The organism is Paracoccus sp. NBH48 (genome assembly GCF_015390265.1).
GTDB classification, from domain to species: domain Bacteria; phylum Pseudomonadota; class Alphaproteobacteria; order Rhodobacterales; family Rhodobacteraceae; genus Paracoccus; species Paracoccus marcusii.
Genome location: NZ_VUOJ01000002.1, coordinates 1 through 14,674 on the forward strand (window position 1 = coordinate 1; position 14,674 = coordinate 14,674).

Consider the following 14,674-nt stretch of genomic DNA (forward strand, 5'->3'; position numbering starts at 1 on the left):
CCTGATCCGCGTGTTCCCGGACACCGAGTCAGGAGAGGTACCGGTCTTCCTTGCCTATCCCGAGGAAATGCGCCAGACGCGCCGCGTCGCGGTGTTCCGGGACTTCGTCCTGGAAGAAATCCAGGCCTATCGGCGCCATCAAAGCGAGGCCGGGCAGGTCTGATCTGCCCAAACCACAGGCAAAACCGGAATGATGCACGCGCAGCGTGCAGCCATTACGCCAGCGCATGGCGGCTATGCTGCAGCCGCAGCGCCATTTGTCTTGAAGAGTTCACAGACTGCACATAGATCGGGCTTAGAAGGCGATGATCAGCGTAATCGCTCATCACCTTCTACCTCCCTGTTGGACTTAGGCCGGGCCTTGTGCCCGGCTTTTTTTTGTCCCGCGCCCGGGTTCTGCGGCCTTTCCATGGACGCCGCCAGCGCCTAGAAGACGCGTGATTTCATGCGCAGGAAGGGTCGTGTCATGCAGGAACCACAGCTTACCCCGGAACTGATCGCGGCCCATGGGCTGAAGCCGGACGAGTATGCCAGCATCCTGCAGATCATCGGGCGCGAACCGACCTTCACCGAACTGGGCATCTTCAGCGCCATGTGGAACGAGCACTGTTCCTACAAGTCGTCCAAGAAATGGCTGCGTACCCTGCCCGTCGACGGCCCCCAGGTGATCTGCGGTCCCGGAGAGAACGCGGGCGTGGTCGATATTGGCGACGGTCAGGCGGTGGTCTTCAAGATGGAGAGCCACAACCATCCCAGCTATATCGAACCCCATCAGGGCGCCGCGACCGGCGTGGGCGGCATCCTGCGCGACGTTTTCACCATGGGCGCGCGCCCCATCGCCGCGATGGACGCGCTGTCCTTCGGGCGCACCGATCACCCCAAGACCCCGCATCTGGTCAAGGGCGTGGTCGAGGGGATCGGCGCCTATGGCAACGCCTTCGGCGTGCCGAATGTTGGCGGGGAGGTTCGTTTCCACCCCAGCTATGACGGCAACTGCCTGGTCAACGCGTTTGCGGCGGGCTTGGCCGATGCCGACAAGATCTTCTATTCGGCGGCCTCGGGCGTCGGCATGCCCGTCGTCTATCTGGGCGCCAAGACCGGCCGCGACGGCGTCGGCGGCGCGACCATGGCCAGCGCCGAGTTCGATGACACCATCGAGGACAAACGTCCCACCGTGCAGGTCGGCGATCCGTTCACCGAGAAATGCCTACTGGAGGCGTGCCTTGAGCTGATGGCGTCGGGGTCGGTGATCTCGATCCAGGACATGGGGGCCGCGGGCCTGACATGTTCGGCGGTCGAGATGGGCGACAAGGGCGGCCTGGGGATTAAGCTGATCCTGGACAGCGTGCCCCAACGCGAAACCAACATGACCGCCTACGAGATGATGCTGTCGGAATCCCAGGAGCGGATGCTGATGGTGCTGAAGCCCGAGAAGGAGGCCGAGGCGCGGGCGATCTTCCAAAAGTGGGACCTGGACTTCGCCATCGTCGGAGAAACCATCGCCGAGGACCGCTTCCTGATCGTTCATCGCGACGTGGTCATGGCCGACCTGCCGCTGTCCAAGCTGTCCTCCAGCGCGCCGGAATATGACCGCCCTTGGGTCGAGACGCCTGCGGCCACGCCCGCGCCTGCCCTGCCCCCGATCGCGCCCATCGCCGGCCTGCGCGCGCTTGTCGGCAGCCCGAACCATGCGCACCGTGCTTGGGTCTGGGAACAGTACGACACGCAGGTCGGGGCCGACACGATCCGCCGTCCCGGCATGGGCGCGGGCGTCGTTCGCGTGCACGGAACCCGCAAGGCGCTGGCCTTCACCAGCGACGTCACCCCGCGATATGTCAAGGCGAACCCGTTCGAGGGCGGCAAGCAGGCCGTGGCCGAGGCCTATCGCAACCTGACCGCAGTGGGCGCCCTGCCCCTGGCCACGACCGACAACCTGAACTTCGGCAACCCCGAAAAGCCCGAGATCATGGGCCAGCTGGTCGGTGCCATCAAGGGCATCGGAGAGGCCTGCCGCGCGCTGGACTTTCCCATCGTGTCGGGCAACGTGTCGCTGTACAACGAAACCGACGGCAAGGGCATCCTGCCCACGCCGACCATCGGCGGCGTCGGCCTGATCGCGGATCTGGACGATCTGATCGCTGGCCTTCCCGCCGAGGGTGACCTGGCCCTGGTGATCGGTGCCACGCGCGGCCACCTTGAACAGTCGGCCCTGGCGTGGGAGGCGTTCCGCATCGAATCCGGCGACGCGCCGCATGTCGATCTGGACGACGAACGCCGCAACGGCGAATTCCTGCGCGCCAACCGGGGCCACCTGGCATCGGCGACCGACCTGTCGGACGGCGGCCTGGCGCTTGCCGCCTTCGAGATGGCCGAGGCCGCGGGCTTGGGCGTCACGCTGGACAGCGGTGACATCGCCCAACTGTTCGGAGAGGATCAGGCCCGCTATCTTGTCGCCTGCCGCCCCGACACCGCAGGCGCCCTGACCGCCGCGGCCCAGGCCGCGGGCGTCACCATCGCCAGCGTTGGCCGCTTTGGCGGCGACAGCGTGACCTTGGGCGACGACAGCGCGCCGCTGGCCGAACTGTCGAGCCTGTATCGGACGGCCTTTGCGGCTGCGATCCAGGGCGACATGCCCGATCACGCATGATCCGCGCGCCTGCGGGCTTTGCTGCGCTGATCACGGCGGCGGGACGGGGCACGCGGGCTGGGGACGGCCTGCCCAAGCAGTGGCGCGATCTTGCCGGGCGCCCTGTCCTGGACCGGACCCTGGCGGCCTTTAGGGGCTTTGAACGGATCGTTCTGGTCGTTCACCCCGATGACATGGGGCAGGCCATCGCCCGCTATGCCGGCGGCATCACCATCGTCGCGGGCGCCGAGACCCGCGCCGCCAGTGTCCGCGCCGGCCTGACCACCTTGCAGGGCCAGGCCCGCCATGTCCTGATCCATGACGGGGCACGCCCGCTGGTTGCACCATCGGTCATCGACGACGTGATCCGGGCGCTGCAAGAGGGCGCGGACGCCGCCGCACCCGCGTTGCCCGTGTCGGACGCGATGTGGCGGGGGGACGGCGCGCGGGTCGCGGCCATCGCGCCGCGTGACGGGCTGTTCCGGGCGCAGACGCCGCAGGGTTTCGTTCTGGACAGGATCCTGCAGGCGCATCGCGATCATCCGGGGGATGCGGCCGACGACGTCCAGCTGGCACTTGCCGCGGGGATGGAGGTTGCCATCACCCAAGGTTCGGAAGACAATCTGAAGATCACCTTTCCCGCCGATTTCGCGCGGGCCGAACGCATTCTGGGGACCGACATGGATATCCGCCTTGGCAATGGCTATGACGTGCACGCCTTTGGACCCGGGGACCACGTCACCCTGTGCGGCGTGCAGGTGCCGCATGACGCGGGCCTGCTGGGGCATTCCGATGCCGATGTTGGCATGCATGCGCTGACCGACGCCATCTATGGCGCCTTGGCGCAGGGCGACATCGGGCGGCATTTCCCGCCCTCGGACCCGCAATGGAAGGGTGCCGACAGCGCGATCTTTCTGGCCCATGCGGCCAGCATGGCCCGCGACAAGGGGTTCCGCATCGGCAATGCCGACGTGACCCTGATCTGCGAGGCGCCCAAGATCGGGCCCCATGCGCTGGCGATGGCCCACCGCCTGTCGGAAATCATGGGCGTTGAGGAAGCGCGCATCAGCGTCAAGGCCACCACGTCCGAACGCCTTGGCTTTACCGGCCGGCGCGAGGGGATCGCCGCCATCGCGACCGCCACCCTGATCAAGGAATGACCATGGATCGCATGCTGGCCACCTGGTTCGGCGCAGGCCTGCTGCGCCCCGCCCCCGGCACCTGGGGATCGGCGGTCGCCGTTGCGATGGGGCTGATCCTGCACCGCATCGGGCATTTCCCGCTTCTGGCGCTGGCCACGGGGCTGGTGATCCTGCTGGGGTTCTGGGTGGTGCCGCGCTACACCGTCGGTATGGACGACCCCGACCGCAGCGAGATCGTCATCGATGAGGTCGCGGGCCAGTGGCTGGCGCTGATGGCGCCGTCCTTCGGGTTCTGGCACGCGGGGTTGCCCGCCGACAGCTTTCCCTATCCGGGCTGGGTCGCGGCCTTCCTGTTCTTCCGGCTGTTCGACATCTGGAAGCCGTGGCTGGTCGGCCGCGCCGATCGCCGCCATGACAGTGCCGGCGTGATGCTGGACGATCTGTGGGCGGGCATCTTTGCGGCGCTGGCCACGATGGCCGCCGCGGCCTTTGCCCATACGGTGCTGATGTGAGCCAGGCGGCGCAGGTCCTTGACGCCGCCCGCGCTCGGCGCGTCATGATCGCGACGGCCGAAAGCTGCACCGGCGGCCTGATCGCCGGCGCCCTGACAGAGGTTCCGGGATCGTCCGACGGATTCGACCGGGGCTTTGTCACCTATTCGAACGCGGCCAAGATGCAGATGCTGGGCGTGCGGGCCGAAACCCTGGATACGCATGGCGCGGTCAGCGAACAGGTCGCGGCCGAAATGGCCCAGGGCGCGCTGCGCCAGTCCGATGCCGGGATCGCCGTCTCGGTCACCGGCATCGCGGGTCCCGGGGGATCCGAGCACAAGCCCGAAGGGCGCGTCTGCTTTGGCATCAGCCAGCCCTTTGGCACCTTCACCCAAACCGTCGAATTCGGTGCGATCGGCCGTCACCGCGTGCGTGCGGCAACCATCGAACACGCGCTGCAACTGTTGCTGGACGCGCTGCGCAACTAGCCGCGCAGGATCGCGGCCATCGCCGCGACGTCCGCATCGGGCGTATCCCACGCGGTGACCAGGCGCAGCGGCACGGGGTCGGCCCCCTGCACCGTCTTGTCGGGCCACAGGTGATACAGCACGCCCGCCGCCTGCGCCCGGTCATGGGCCGCCTTCGGGATCGCGGCAAAGACGCCGTTCGACTGGACCGGCTGCAACAGCCGCCCCCCGCCATCGACGACCGCCTGTCCCAGGACCTGCGCCTTGGTGTTTGCGCGATGCGCGAGGTCCAGCCACAACCCATCGGTCGCCAAGGCCAGCATCTGCGCCGCCAAATAGCGATTCTTGGACATCACGTGGCCGGACTGCTTGCGACGGTAATCGAATCCCTCGGCACGGGTGGGGTCGAAGAACACCATCGCCTCGGCCCCCATTGCGCCGTTCTTGGTGCCGCCCAGGCACAGCGCGTCGACACCGGCGCGCCAGGTCAGATCGGCAGGCGAACAGTCAAGCGTCGCGACCGCATTTGCGAACCGCGCCCCCGTCCATGTGCAGCGGCAATCCCGCCGCATGGGCGACGGAAGCCAGCGCCGCGACCTGGTCCGGGTCATAGACCGTGCCCCATTCGGTGGCATTCGTGATCGACACCAGCGCGCTGCGCCCGCCGTTCAGGCCCACCCCGGCACCGACCTGCAGCGTCCGCGCCAAGGTGGCCGCATCGATCCGACCGCCCTCGCCCGGCAGGGTCACCAGCTTTGCCCCGTGAGAGAAGAATTCGGGTGCGGCACATTCGCTGGTCTCGATATGCGCGTCGTCGTGGCAGTAGATGCGTCCGAAGGACGGCGACATCTGCGCACAGACCAGCGCATTCGCGGCCGTCCCGGTGGCGACAAAGCGGACGACAGCCTCGGGTGCCTCCAGCAGATCGCGGATCGCGGCCTCGGCCCGCGCGGTGACCGGGTCGGCGCCATAGCCCATGACCGCACCGGAATTGGCGTCGGCCATCGCGGTCAGGACGGCAGGATGCGCAGCATACGAATTGTCCGAGGCGAAATTCATGACAGATCCTCAATGATGTGGTCCTCCCAATCGTCCTCGGTGACCGACAGCTCGCTGACGGTCCAGCCGCGGACGCTGACGCCTGCTTCGTGCACCGTCTCGGTCGAGCCCGAGATCAGGTGGTGCCAGTCATACAGCGGCCGCCCCTCATGGCGCAGGCGATAGGCGCAGGTGACGGGCAGCCACCAGGCGACCTCCTTGATCTTGGCGGGGGTCAGCACCACGCAGTCCGGGACATAGTCGTGGCGGTTCGGATAGCTGCTGCACCGGCAGGCGTCCCCGTCCAGCAGTTTGCAGGCGACGCGCGTGAAGGCCAGCTCGTTCGTGTCCTCGAACTCGATCTTGTTCAGGCAGCACTTGCCGCACCCATCGCACAGCGCCTCCCATTCGTCGGGGGCCAGGCGGGGCAGCGGCAGTTCCCAGAAACGCTCGCGCATCAGCGGCCCGACAGCAGGGCGCGGGCCTGGGCGCCGTCCTGCTCCATCTGGTCGATCAGCGCCTGCAGGCTGTCGAACCTGGCCTCGTCGCGCAGGAAATCGACCAGGGCGACCGACAGGTGCTGTCCGTACAAATCGCCCGAAAAATCGAACAGGTTCACCTCAAGATTCGGGGTGTTCACCCCGAACATCGGCCGCACCCCAAGCGAGGCCACGCCCTTACACGGGCCGCGGTCCGGGCCGGTCAGGATGTCGACCAACACCGCATAGACGCCAAGGCGCGGCAGGTGCAGCCCGTCCATCGCCAGGTTCGCGGTGGGCCAACCCAGTTCCCGGCCCCGCTTTTCGCCGTGGATGACCTCACCCTCGATGCGGTGCCAATGGCCCAGCATGCGCTCGGCCTCGTGGGTCAGCCCCTGCGCCAGCGCCGTGCGGATCGCGGTCGAGCTGTATTCGGCCTCTCCCGCGCCGATCAGCGGGACGATGGTCACGCCGAAGCCGTACGTCCGACCCAGATCCTGCAACGTCTGCGCCGTGCCCGCGCGGTTCTTGCCGAAACAGAAATCCGCGCCCACGGTGACATGCGCGATGCCCAGCCCGTCGGCCAGAACCTCCTGCGCGAAGGCCTGCGGGGTCAGGCCCGCCAGCACCGGGCCAAAGGGCAGTTCGTACAGGTGCTGAACACCAAGGCGGGACAGGCGGTTGGCCCGTGCCTCGGAGTTCATCAGGCGAAAGGGCGGCGCGTCGGGGGCGAAATACTCGCGCGGATGCGGCTCGAAGGTCAGGATGCCCAAGGGCGCGTCGCTGGCGGCGCGGGCGGCGTCGATGACCGCGCGGTGACCCTTGTGGACGCCATCGAAATTGCCCATGGCAACCGATGCGCCGCGTGCCTCGGCCTTCAGCCCGGTCCAGTCGCGATGGATCTGCAATGCGCCCCCAACAGGGCGCCACGCACCCCTCAGTCGAACTTGCGGCTTGGGGCCAGCACGACCGCCTCGCCTTTCAAGACGACCGTATCGCCGACGAGGCAGCGGGTTGCAAGCGTGACCCGCCGTTTCGCATGGTCGATGGCCTGAACCTCGACCTCGGCGCGGACCATGTCGCCGGGGCGTACGGGGGCCATGAACTTCAGCGTCTGGCCCAGATAGACGGTACCGTGACCGGGCAGCTGTTCGCCGATCACCGCAGAAATCAGCCCCGCGGTCAGCATGCCGTGGGCGATCCGGCCTTCGAAGATCGTATCCTGCGCATAAGCGTCGTCCAGATGGACCGGGTTCCGGTCGGTCGACACCTCGGCGAACAGCTCGATGTCCCGATCGGTCACCTGCTTTTGCAGGTGCCGGACCATGCCGATCTCCAGATCCTCGATGACGATGGTGCCGCGTGGAAGATTGTCCAACATCTTGCTGCTCATCCGGAATGCCATGATCCATGCTTGATGCTGCATAGCAGCACAAAGCATGGATGGCAACAATATTTCCGAATGCCTTCGATCTTCGTTCCATTGTTGCGCCGCGACCCGCGCATCGCGGATCGCGTCGCCTCAGCGCAGCCGCCCGATCGCGAAGGTCGGCGCCCGTCCCTGCGATCCCAGCCATTCAGGCAGCATCCCGGCATCGGGCTGTTCGACGTCCGGACCGAAGGCATCCGCAGCCAGACCGCCGGTGACGAAGATCGAATCGATCCCCTGCGCCTCGGCACCCGCGATGTCGGTGGCGATGCCGTCGCCCACCGCAAGATACCGTGCGTCGGGGGCCAACCCCATCAGCGACCGCGCCCGCTCATAGATCGGCGCATGCGGCTTGCCGTAATACAGCGCCGTCCCGCCAAGCGACTGATAGAAATCGGCCAGTGCGCCCGCGCAATAGATGCGGGTCTCGCCCATGTCGACGACGATGTCGGGGTTCGCGCACAGCATCGGCAGACCGCGGTCGACTGCCCCCTGGAAACGGTCGCGGTAATCCTCGGGCGTTTCGTTCAGCTCGTCGAACGGCCCCGAGGCGATGATCCCCTCGGCCTCCTCCAGCGGGACGCGCCGGATGGGGGCCGCATCGCGATGGGCGTCAGGAATGTCGGTAAAGAACCCGTGGTCCTTCTCGATCCCGATATGCCAGACGTTCCGCCCGACGGCGCCCGCGAACATCGCGTCCTGCGCCGCGTCGCCGGAACTGACGACCAGATCCCAGGCATCACGCGGCACGCCCATGCGATCCAGTTGCGCGATCACGTACTGGTTCGGGCGCGGGGCGTTGGTCATCAGGCAGACCTGGCCCCCCTGCGCGCGGAACGCCTGCAGCGCCGCGACCGCAGCCGGAAAGGGCTGCTTGCCGTTGTGCAGGCAGCCCCAGAGATCGCAGAACAGCGCGTCATAGCTGGCCGAAACCTCGGCCAGAGACGAAATGATGCGGGTCATCAGACAGCCAGAACCGGGATGATCTGCTTCTTGCGGCTCATGACGCCGGGCAGAACAACGGTGTCACCGGTGACAGTAACGCCAAAGCTGCGCTCGGCCACGAACTTGACATAGTCGTTGGGCACCAGCAGCGTCGCCTGTTCGCGCAGGATGTCGACCACGAACAGCATGACCTCGTCCGCACCGTCTTCGGCGGCGACGGCGGGCATGGCGGCGATCAGGGCATCCTTGCGGTCCAGGATCACCTGCGGTGCGGTCGTCTCCAGGACCGAGATACGCAGTTGCTTGCCGCCCAGCTCGTATTCCTTGCTGTCCATCTTCAGCAGCGCGGCCTCGCTGAAGGCGCTGACATCGGATTTCGCGGCAAACATCTCGGCGGCGAACTCGGCGATGTCGACGCCCAGGTCGGCGGCCAGCTTCTCGGCCACGGCGCGGTCATGCGGGGTGGTGGTCGGGCTCCGGAATTCCAGCGTGTCCGACAGGATGCAGGTCAGCATTGCGCCCTTGATCCCTTCGGGGGCCTGCGCCAGATCGTCGCCGATCAGATCGTGCATGATCGTCGCGGTGCAGGCCAGCGGGCGGATCGTGATGTTGATCGGCGCACGGGTCTTGATGCCGCCGGCCAGCAGATGGTGGTCGATGATCTCGATCACCTCGGCATGCTCCAGGTTGGCGGGCAGTTCGGCGGGGTTGTTGGTGTCAACGATCACGCAGACGTCGTCGGCGGTCACGTCGTCGATGATGCGCGGCTTGGACAGGTTCCAGCGGTCCAGCATCCACAACGCCTCGGTGTTCGGCTCTCCCTGCAGCACGGCCTCGGCCGGGGTCTTGCGGCACTCGTTCAGATACCAGGCCCAGATGATGGGCGAGCCGGTGGAATCCGTGTCGGGGGAAGTGTGGCCGAAGACCTTGATCATGATGCGCCTCGAAGGGTGTTGGGTATGGATGGCCGCCTTATAGGCAGGCGGGGCAGCGTTGTCCACGTTCGGCACAACGGTCCACCAAAGCGAAAGGGCGCCCGGTCGGGGCGCCCTTGGGGTCGTCGTGGTCAGCGCTCAGGCGGCGCGGGTCAGCAGAACCTCGCCCACCCGCTTCTGCGCCCCGCCTTCGTCCAGGCCGCCGACGGCCGCGACTTCGCGGGTCAGGCGGTCAAGGGCGGCCTCGTACAGCTGACGCTCGGAATAGGACTGTTCGCGCTGATCGTCGCAGCGGTGCAGGTCGCGCACGACCTCGGCGATGGACAGCAGGTCGCCGGAATGGATCTTCTGCTCATACTCCTGCGCCCGGCGCGACCACATCGCGCGCTTGACGCGGGCCTTGCCCTTCAGGGTCTCCAGCGCGCGGTCGATCAGGTCGGGGGTCGACAGGCTGCGCATGCCGATCTCGCTGGCGCGGGCGGTGGGCACGCGCAGGGTCATCTTGTCCTTGTCGAACGAGATCACGAACATCTCCAGCCGCAGGCCCGCGACCTCCTGTTCCTCGATCGAGACGATACGACCGACCCCATGGGCCGGATAGACAACAAAGTCATCGGGGCGGAATTCGTTCTTTTTCGACTTCGACATCTGGCTTCCTCTGACATGCGCCCGCGAGACGGGCACAAAGGGCCGCAGGGGGGCAAGGCCACCCTCGGTCCGTTTTCGATCATGTTTGACGATCCCTGCCTGCAGTCGGCACGGATCCGGCAGTTTGGGATGCGACACAGTCCTGTTGACAAGCAGCAGCACAAGGCGCGACATAAGGGAGTATAACACAAAAATGACGCCAAAAAAAGCACTGCCTTTCGGGCGGCGCATCGGCATTGTCTGGGCCTTTAATGGCGGCGGAACAGGACCTTGCAGGCCCTGCCCGGTCGAATCAATCGCCTTCGCCGGGCGTTTCCGAGAAATACTTTTCCAGCTTGCCTTCCTGACCGTCCATCTCGGCGGCGGTCGGCAGGGGATCCTTCTTCCGGGTGATCACCGGCCACAGCTCGGAATACTTGCGGTTGAACTCGACCCAGCTTTCCATCGCCGGCTCGGTATCCGGGCGGATCGCGTCTGCGGGGCATTCCGGTTCGCAGACGCCACAGTCGATGCATTCGTCGGGATGGATGACCAACGTGTTCTCGCCCTCGTAGAAGCAGTCCACGGGGCACACTTCGACGCAATCAGTGTATTTGCACATGATGCAGTTGTCAGTCACGACATAGGTCATCGGGGCGCTTTCGTCTGGTCTGTTCGGGCTGTCACCTAGACATTCCCGGGGGATCAATCAAGTCTTCGCGATACAGCAGCTGCGCCTCGGGGGCCGGGCCGCGCCGGTCCGACAGGCCCAGCACGGTCAACACCCGCACACGCTGATAGGCGGATACCGTCAGCACGTCGCCGGGCCGCACGGCGCGCCCCGGCTTGCGGCAGGGCTGGCCGTTGACCCGGATGCCGCCCGCCTCGATGCGGGCGGCGGCCAGGCCGCGCGTCTTGAAGATCCGCGCATGGCACAGCCATTTGTCCAGCCGAAGGCCGGCGGGCGGCCTCGGTCAAGTCAGGTCTTGTCCTTCAGCTGGGCCAGGATCGCAAAGGGGCTGTCCGGATCGGCCTTCTTCTCGGGACGCGAGGAGAAGGTCTGGGGACCCTGATGCGACGGCTTGCCGCCCTTCTTGGGGCCACCGAACTTGCCGCCGGGCTTGCCGTTGCGATCACGGCGTTCGCCCTGCGGGCGATCCCCTGCCGGGGCCGCATCCTTGGACTGACCGTCGCGCGGGACGCCATCGCGGCGCGGGCCGCGGCGCTGGCCCTGCGGGCGATCACCCTGGGGACGCTCGGTCTGGCCGCGGTCCCCCTGCGGGCGACGGTTGCCGCGCGGCTTGGGCGCCCATTTGAAGGTATAGAACACCTCCATCTCCGGGGGTGCGACCTCGGCGGCGGTCTCGGGCTCCGCGTCGACGGCATCGGCCTCAGGGGCGTCTGCCTTGCGCTTTTCGGCCTGCTCGGCCTCCCACTTGGCGCGGGTCTCGGCGGCCAGGACCGATTCCTCCTCGGTCATCGGCGCGTCAGAGCCGTCAGCCTCGGCCGGGGACACGACGGCCGGGGTCTCGGTCGCCTTGACCTTGGCACGCTCGCCCTTGTCGGCGGAATAGCCCAGGCCCTGCATCAGGCCCGAAAACTGCTCCAGTGTCATGCCGGTGATCGACAGCATGTCTGGGTTGGCCTCGAACCCGCCGCGGGGTGTCCTGCGCGCGCAGCAGATCGGCCAGCCGCTCCAGCATGTCGATGCGGATCGCCCGGTCGCCCGCGGGGCGATAGCCCGACAGCGCATAGACCTGATCGGGCACGACCGGCAGATGCGGGATGGTGACCAGACCCGGCGGCGGGCTTTCCGGGAATTCGGACAGCCCCTCGTGCAGCGACCACAGGACCAGACGCAGGCGCGTCGGCGCGGGCTTCAGCAGCGCGGGCAGGAAGATGGTGAACTGGCCAAAGCGGACGCCATGCTTGCGCAGCATGCCCCGGGATTCCTGGTCCAGTTCCTTGACCTCGGCAGCGATGCCGTCGCGGGGCAGGATCCCAAGCGCCTCGACCAGCCGGAAGGCAAAGCCGCGGGCCAGACCGGTCAGCGCCTCGTCCTTCTGCAGGGTCAGCAGCGGCTCGTACAGCGCAGCGATCTTGCGGTCGATGAAATGCTGGGCCCGGCGGCGGACCTTGTCGGCGATCTCGGGACCGGCCTCCTCGTCGACGAAGACCTCGACGCCGGGATGCAGCGGATCGGCGCCCTTGACCAGCTTGCCGACCGCCTGGCTGCCCCACATCAGGCCGCCCTGTTCGGTATAGTCCATCTCGGTGTCGGGCGCGTTGTAGAAACGGTCCGCACGCAGATGGAACTCGGGCTTGAGCGCGTCATAGCTGGCGCGGCTCAGCATTCTGGCCTCGTCCGCCGATGCGGTCTGGTCGGGGCGGAAGCGGAAGCCCTCCAGGCGGCCGGCGAATTCGCCCTCGACCGTCACTTCGCCCTTGTCATTCACTTCGGCCACCAGGCTCTCCTTCTGCTTGAGCCGGCGCAGAAGCACGGATGTGCGCCGGTCCACAAATCGTTGGGTCAGGGCCGCGTGGAGCGCGTCCGACAGGCGGTCTTCTACAGCGCGCGTTTCCCCGCGCCAATGCTTTTCGTCCGCCACCCAGCCCGTTCTTTGCGCGACATAGGTCCAGGTGCGGATATATGCCAACCGCTTCGAAATGGCGTCGATGTCGCCAGCGGTCCGGTCGATGCGTTCGATGGCCCGGCCAAGCCAATCCGCCGGGATATGTCCATCCTGCAGGAAAACCGAAGATCCGCGCCAGCAAAGTCGCATGTTCCATGGTCGAGATTCCCCGGAAATCGGGCACCCGGCACACGTCCCACAGCAGGCGCACGTCCTTGCCGCCGCGGATGCGGTCCTTGATCTCGGGAAAGTCGCGCAGGATCTTCAGCGTCGCCACGTCGTCGGCCTCGCGCCCGCGGGCCAGCAGTTCGTGGCCGGGGCCGGTCTCCAGGCTTTCGACCAGCCGGTCCATGCTGCCGAAATCCAGCTTGCCATTGCGCCAGACCAGCCGGCTGATGGGGGCGAACCGATGGTTCTCCAGCGCGTCGATCAGCCCCTCGTCAAGGGGCTCGGCCTCTCCGGTGACGCCAAAGGTGCCGGATTCGGTATGCCGCCCTGCCCGGCCCGCGATCTGGCCCATCTCGTGGGGAAACAGCGGGCGGACCCGCTTGCCGTCGAACTTGTGCGTGGCGCTGAAGGCCACGTGCTTGATGTCCAGGTTCAGGCCCATGCCGATGGCGTCGGTGGCCACCAGGTAATCGACCTCGCCGTTCTGGTACATCTCGACCTGGGCATTGCGCGTGCGGGGCGACAGCGCCCCCATCACGACCGCGCAGCCCCCCTTCTGCCGACGGATCAGCTCGGCCATCGCATAGACGTCGTCGACGCTGAAGCCCACGATCGCGCTGCGCGGCGGCATCCGGGACAGCTTCTTCGATCCTGCCCATGACAGGGTCGAGAACCGCTCCTTGCGCTCGAACTGGGTTTCGGGAACCAGGGCCGCGATGGTCGGGCGCATAGTGCTGCTGCCCAGGAACAGAGTCTCGACGGTGCCGCGCATGTGCAGCAGTCGGTCGGTGAACACGTGCCCGCGTCCGGGATCGGCGCACAGCTGGATCTCGTCGATGGCCACGAAATCGGTGGCGATGTCGGGCATCGCCTCGGTGGTGGCGACCCAGTACTGGACGCGGTCGGGAACGATCCGCTCCTCTCCGGTGACCAGGGCCACGACCGAGGGTCCGCGCGCGGCCACGATCCGGTCATAGACCTCGCGCGCCAACAGGCGCAGCGGCAGGCCGATCACCCCCGACCGGTGGTTCAGCATCCGCTGGATGGCGTAGTGGGTCTTGCCCGTATTGGTTGGGCCCAGGATGGCGGTGATCCGCCCGCGCGTCGTCATGTTCATGCCTTAGATATCGGTGCCGATGCGCTTGTGTTCCAGACGTGCCTGGCCATCGATAGCTTCCTGCTGGTGGGGATGGATCGCCAGGCTGGCGCGATAGGGCCGCCAGGGCGCGGGCGTCGTCGCCCATCTCCTCCAGCATGGCGCCCAGCTGGGTCAGCGCCGCAAAGTGGCGCGGCTCCAGCTCCAGCGTGCGGCGCAGGTCGGCCAGCGCGGGCCCGAACTGGCCCGCCGTCGCATAGGCCGCGGCCCGCGTCTGGAAGCCTGCCGCAAAGTCGGGGGCATGGTCGGTCAACGCGGTCAGATGACCGATGGCCGAGGGAATGTCCCCCATGTCCAGCGCCGCCTCTCCCCGCTGCAGCAGCAGGTCCATCGCCGGCGATCCGGACCGCGACCATTCGCGCAGGATGTCGCTTTCCGCGATGCGCCAGCCCTCGCCCTCGGGCTGGGCCAGGCGCGCGAAGGCGTCGTCCAGCCCCTGGCCCGCGGCCGCGATCGGTACCACGCTTGCAATAACCACGAAAATCGTCAGAACTTTGTGACGCAATGCCGTGACGGCAGAGTGGAAATTCAGGCGGAC

Annotated in this window: 15 protein-coding genes and 2 pseudogenes; 5 read left to right on the forward strand and 12 right to left on the reverse strand. The window is 67.0% G+C overall.

What is annotated here, in order from left to right:
- From F1642_RS15345 to F1642_RS03495, 5 genes and pseudogenes are all read left to right on the forward strand, one after another.
- Nucleotides 1-163: pseudogene (locus tag F1642_RS15345) on the forward strand (LysR family transcriptional regulator); the annotation flags it as partial.
- 303 nt (nt 164-466) lie between these two features.
- Nucleotides 467-2,647 carry a phosphoribosylformylglycinamidine synthase subunit PurL gene (gene purL / locus F1642_RS03480; RefSeq protein WP_045999124.1) on the forward strand — a complete coding sequence of 727 codons (2,181 nt, stop codon included), beginning with the start codon at nt 467-469 and terminating at the stop codon, nt 2,645-2,647.
- Nucleotides 2,644-3,786 carry a bifunctional 2-C-methyl-D-erythritol 4-phosphate cytidylyltransferase/2-C-methyl-D-erythritol 2,4-cyclodiphosphate synthase gene (locus tag F1642_RS03485; RefSeq protein ID WP_194885495.1) on the forward strand — a complete coding sequence of 381 codons (1,143 nt, stop codon included), beginning with the start codon at nt 2,644-2,646 and terminating at the stop codon, nt 3,784-3,786. The genes purL and F1642_RS03485 overlap by 4 nt, the downstream gene beginning before the upstream one ends.
- A complete protein-coding gene (locus F1642_RS03490) occupies nt 3,783-4,280 on the forward strand; it encodes a phosphatidylglycerophosphatase A (RefSeq protein WP_127898585.1) in 498 nt (165 codons plus the stop codon). Before F1642_RS03485 ends, F1642_RS03490 begins: the two co-directional genes overlap by 4 nt.
- Nucleotides 4,277-4,747, forward strand: a complete 471-nt coding sequence (locus F1642_RS03495) for a CinA family protein (RefSeq protein ID WP_139599035.1) — start codon at nt 4,277-4,279, stop codon at nt 4,745-4,747. The genes F1642_RS03490 and F1642_RS03495 overlap by 4 nt, the downstream gene beginning before the upstream one ends.
- On the opposite strand, the gene F1642_RS15350 is transcribed toward F1642_RS03495, so the two are convergent.
- The 12 genes and pseudogenes from F1642_RS15350 to F1642_RS16310 all read right to left on the reverse strand — a co-directional run bounded on the left by F1642_RS15350 (nt 4,744) and on the right by F1642_RS16310 (nt 14,599).
- Nucleotides 4,744-5,298, reverse strand: coding sequence for a low specificity L-threonine aldolase (locus F1642_RS15350; RefSeq protein ID WP_255522110.1), 555 nt, complete (start codon nt 5,296-5,298; stop codon nt 4,744-4,746). The two genes, F1642_RS03495 and F1642_RS15350, sit on opposite strands and share 4 nt — an antisense overlap.
- Entirely contained in the window at nt 5,234-5,785 is a 552-nt protein-coding gene (locus F1642_RS15355) for a low specificity L-threonine aldolase (RefSeq protein ID WP_255522111.1), read from the reverse strand. The genes F1642_RS15350 and F1642_RS15355 overlap by 65 nt, the downstream gene beginning before the upstream one ends.
- Nucleotides 5,782-6,222 (reverse strand): YcgN family cysteine cluster protein, encoded by a 441-nt coding sequence (locus F1642_RS03505; RefSeq protein WP_045984124.1) that lies wholly within the window; start codon nt 6,220-6,222, stop codon nt 5,782-5,784. Before F1642_RS03505 ends, F1642_RS15355 begins: the two co-directional genes overlap by 4 nt.
- Entirely contained in the window at nt 6,222-7,151 is a 930-nt protein-coding gene (locus tag F1642_RS03510; RefSeq protein ID WP_045999121.1) for a bifunctional riboflavin kinase/FAD synthetase, read from the reverse strand. Before F1642_RS03510 ends, F1642_RS03505 begins: the two co-directional genes overlap by 1 nt.
- A 29-nt stretch (nt 7,152-7,180) precedes the next feature.
- A complete protein-coding gene (locus F1642_RS03515) occupies nt 7,181-7,624 on the reverse strand; it encodes a MaoC family dehydratase (RefSeq protein WP_127898588.1) in 444 nt (147 codons plus the stop codon).
- A 141-nt stretch (nt 7,625-7,765) separates the two neighbouring features.
- Nucleotides 7,766-8,635 carry a TIGR01459 family HAD-type hydrolase gene (locus F1642_RS03520; protein WP_194885496.1) on the reverse strand — a complete coding sequence of 290 codons (870 nt, stop codon included), beginning with the start codon at nt 8,633-8,635 and terminating at the stop codon, nt 7,766-7,768.
- On the reverse strand, nt 8,635-9,552 hold the full coding sequence (locus F1642_RS03525; protein WP_148912254.1) for a manganese-dependent inorganic pyrophosphatase: 918 nt from the start codon (nt 9,550-9,552) through the stop codon (nt 8,635-8,637). Before F1642_RS03525 ends, F1642_RS03520 begins: the two co-directional genes overlap by 1 nt.
- 138 nt (nt 9,553-9,690) lie before the next feature.
- Nucleotides 9,691-10,200 carry a CarD family transcriptional regulator gene (locus F1642_RS03530; protein ID WP_042246772.1) on the reverse strand — a complete coding sequence of 170 codons (510 nt, stop codon included), beginning with the start codon at nt 10,198-10,200 and terminating at the stop codon, nt 9,691-9,693.
- A gap of 292 nt (nt 10,201-10,492) precedes the next feature.
- Entirely contained in the window at nt 10,493-10,831 is a 339-nt protein-coding gene (gene fdxA / locus F1642_RS03535) for a ferredoxin FdxA (RefSeq protein ID WP_045999118.1), read from the reverse strand.
- Nucleotides 10,832-10,862: 31 nt separating this feature from the next.
- The gene (locus tag F1642_RS03540; RefSeq protein ID WP_194885736.1) at nt 10,863-11,129 is read right to left on the reverse strand and encodes an RNA-binding S4 domain-containing protein; all 267 of its coding nucleotides are present in this window, start codon (nt 11,127-11,129) and stop codon (nt 10,863-10,865) included.
- Between the two features lie 29 nt (nt 11,130-11,158).
- A pseudogene (locus tag F1642_RS03545) lies at nt 11,159-14,016 on the reverse strand (helicase-related protein).
- Entirely contained in the window at nt 13,952-14,599 is a 648-nt protein-coding gene (locus F1642_RS16310) for a hypothetical protein (RefSeq protein WP_370582767.1), read from the reverse strand. The pseudogene F1642_RS03545 and the gene F1642_RS16310 overlap by 65 nt, the downstream one beginning before the upstream one ends.
- Nucleotides 14,600-14,674 lie beyond the last annotated feature (75 nt).

Excerpts from the sequence above, each read along its gene's own strand:
- purL (WP_045999124.1), top strand. The coding sequence starts at position 467 with ATGCAGGAACCACAGCTTACCCCGGAACTGATCGCGGCCCATGGGCTG.
- F1642_RS03485 (WP_194885495.1), top strand. The coding sequence starts at position 2,644 with ATGATCCGCGCGCCTGCGGGCTTTGCTGCGCTGATCACGGCGGCGGGA.
- F1642_RS03490 (WP_127898585.1), top strand. The coding sequence starts at position 3,783 with ATGACCATGGATCGCATGCTGGCCACCTGGTTCGGCGCAGGCCTGCTG.
- F1642_RS15350 (WP_255522110.1), bottom strand. The coding sequence starts at position 5,298 with ATGCGGCGGGATTGCCGCTGCACATGGACGGGGGCGCGGTTCGCAAAT.
- F1642_RS15355 (WP_255522111.1), bottom strand. The coding sequence starts at position 5,785 with ATGAATTTCGCCTCGGACAATTCGTATGCTGCGCATCCTGCCGTCCTG.
- F1642_RS03505 (WP_045984124.1), bottom strand. The coding sequence starts at position 6,222 with ATGCGCGAGCGTTTCTGGGAACTGCCGCTGCCCCGCCTGGCCCCCGAC.
- F1642_RS03515 (WP_127898588.1), bottom strand. The coding sequence starts at position 7,624 with ATGTTGGACAATCTTCCACGCGGCACCATCGTCATCGAGGATCTGGAG.
- F1642_RS03520 (WP_194885496.1), bottom strand. The coding sequence starts at position 8,635 with ATGACCCGCATCATTTCGTCTCTGGCCGAGGTTTCGGCCAGCTATGAC.
- F1642_RS03525 (WP_148912254.1), bottom strand. The coding sequence starts at position 9,552 with ATGATCAAGGTCTTCGGCCACACTTCCCCCGACACGGATTCCACCGGC.
- F1642_RS03530 (WP_042246772.1), bottom strand. The coding sequence starts at position 10,200 with ATGTCGAAGTCGAAAAAGAACGAATTCCGCCCCGATGACTTTGTTGTC.
- fdxA (WP_045999118.1), bottom strand. The coding sequence starts at position 10,831 with ATGACCTATGTCGTGACTGACAACTGCATCATGTGCAAATACACTGAT.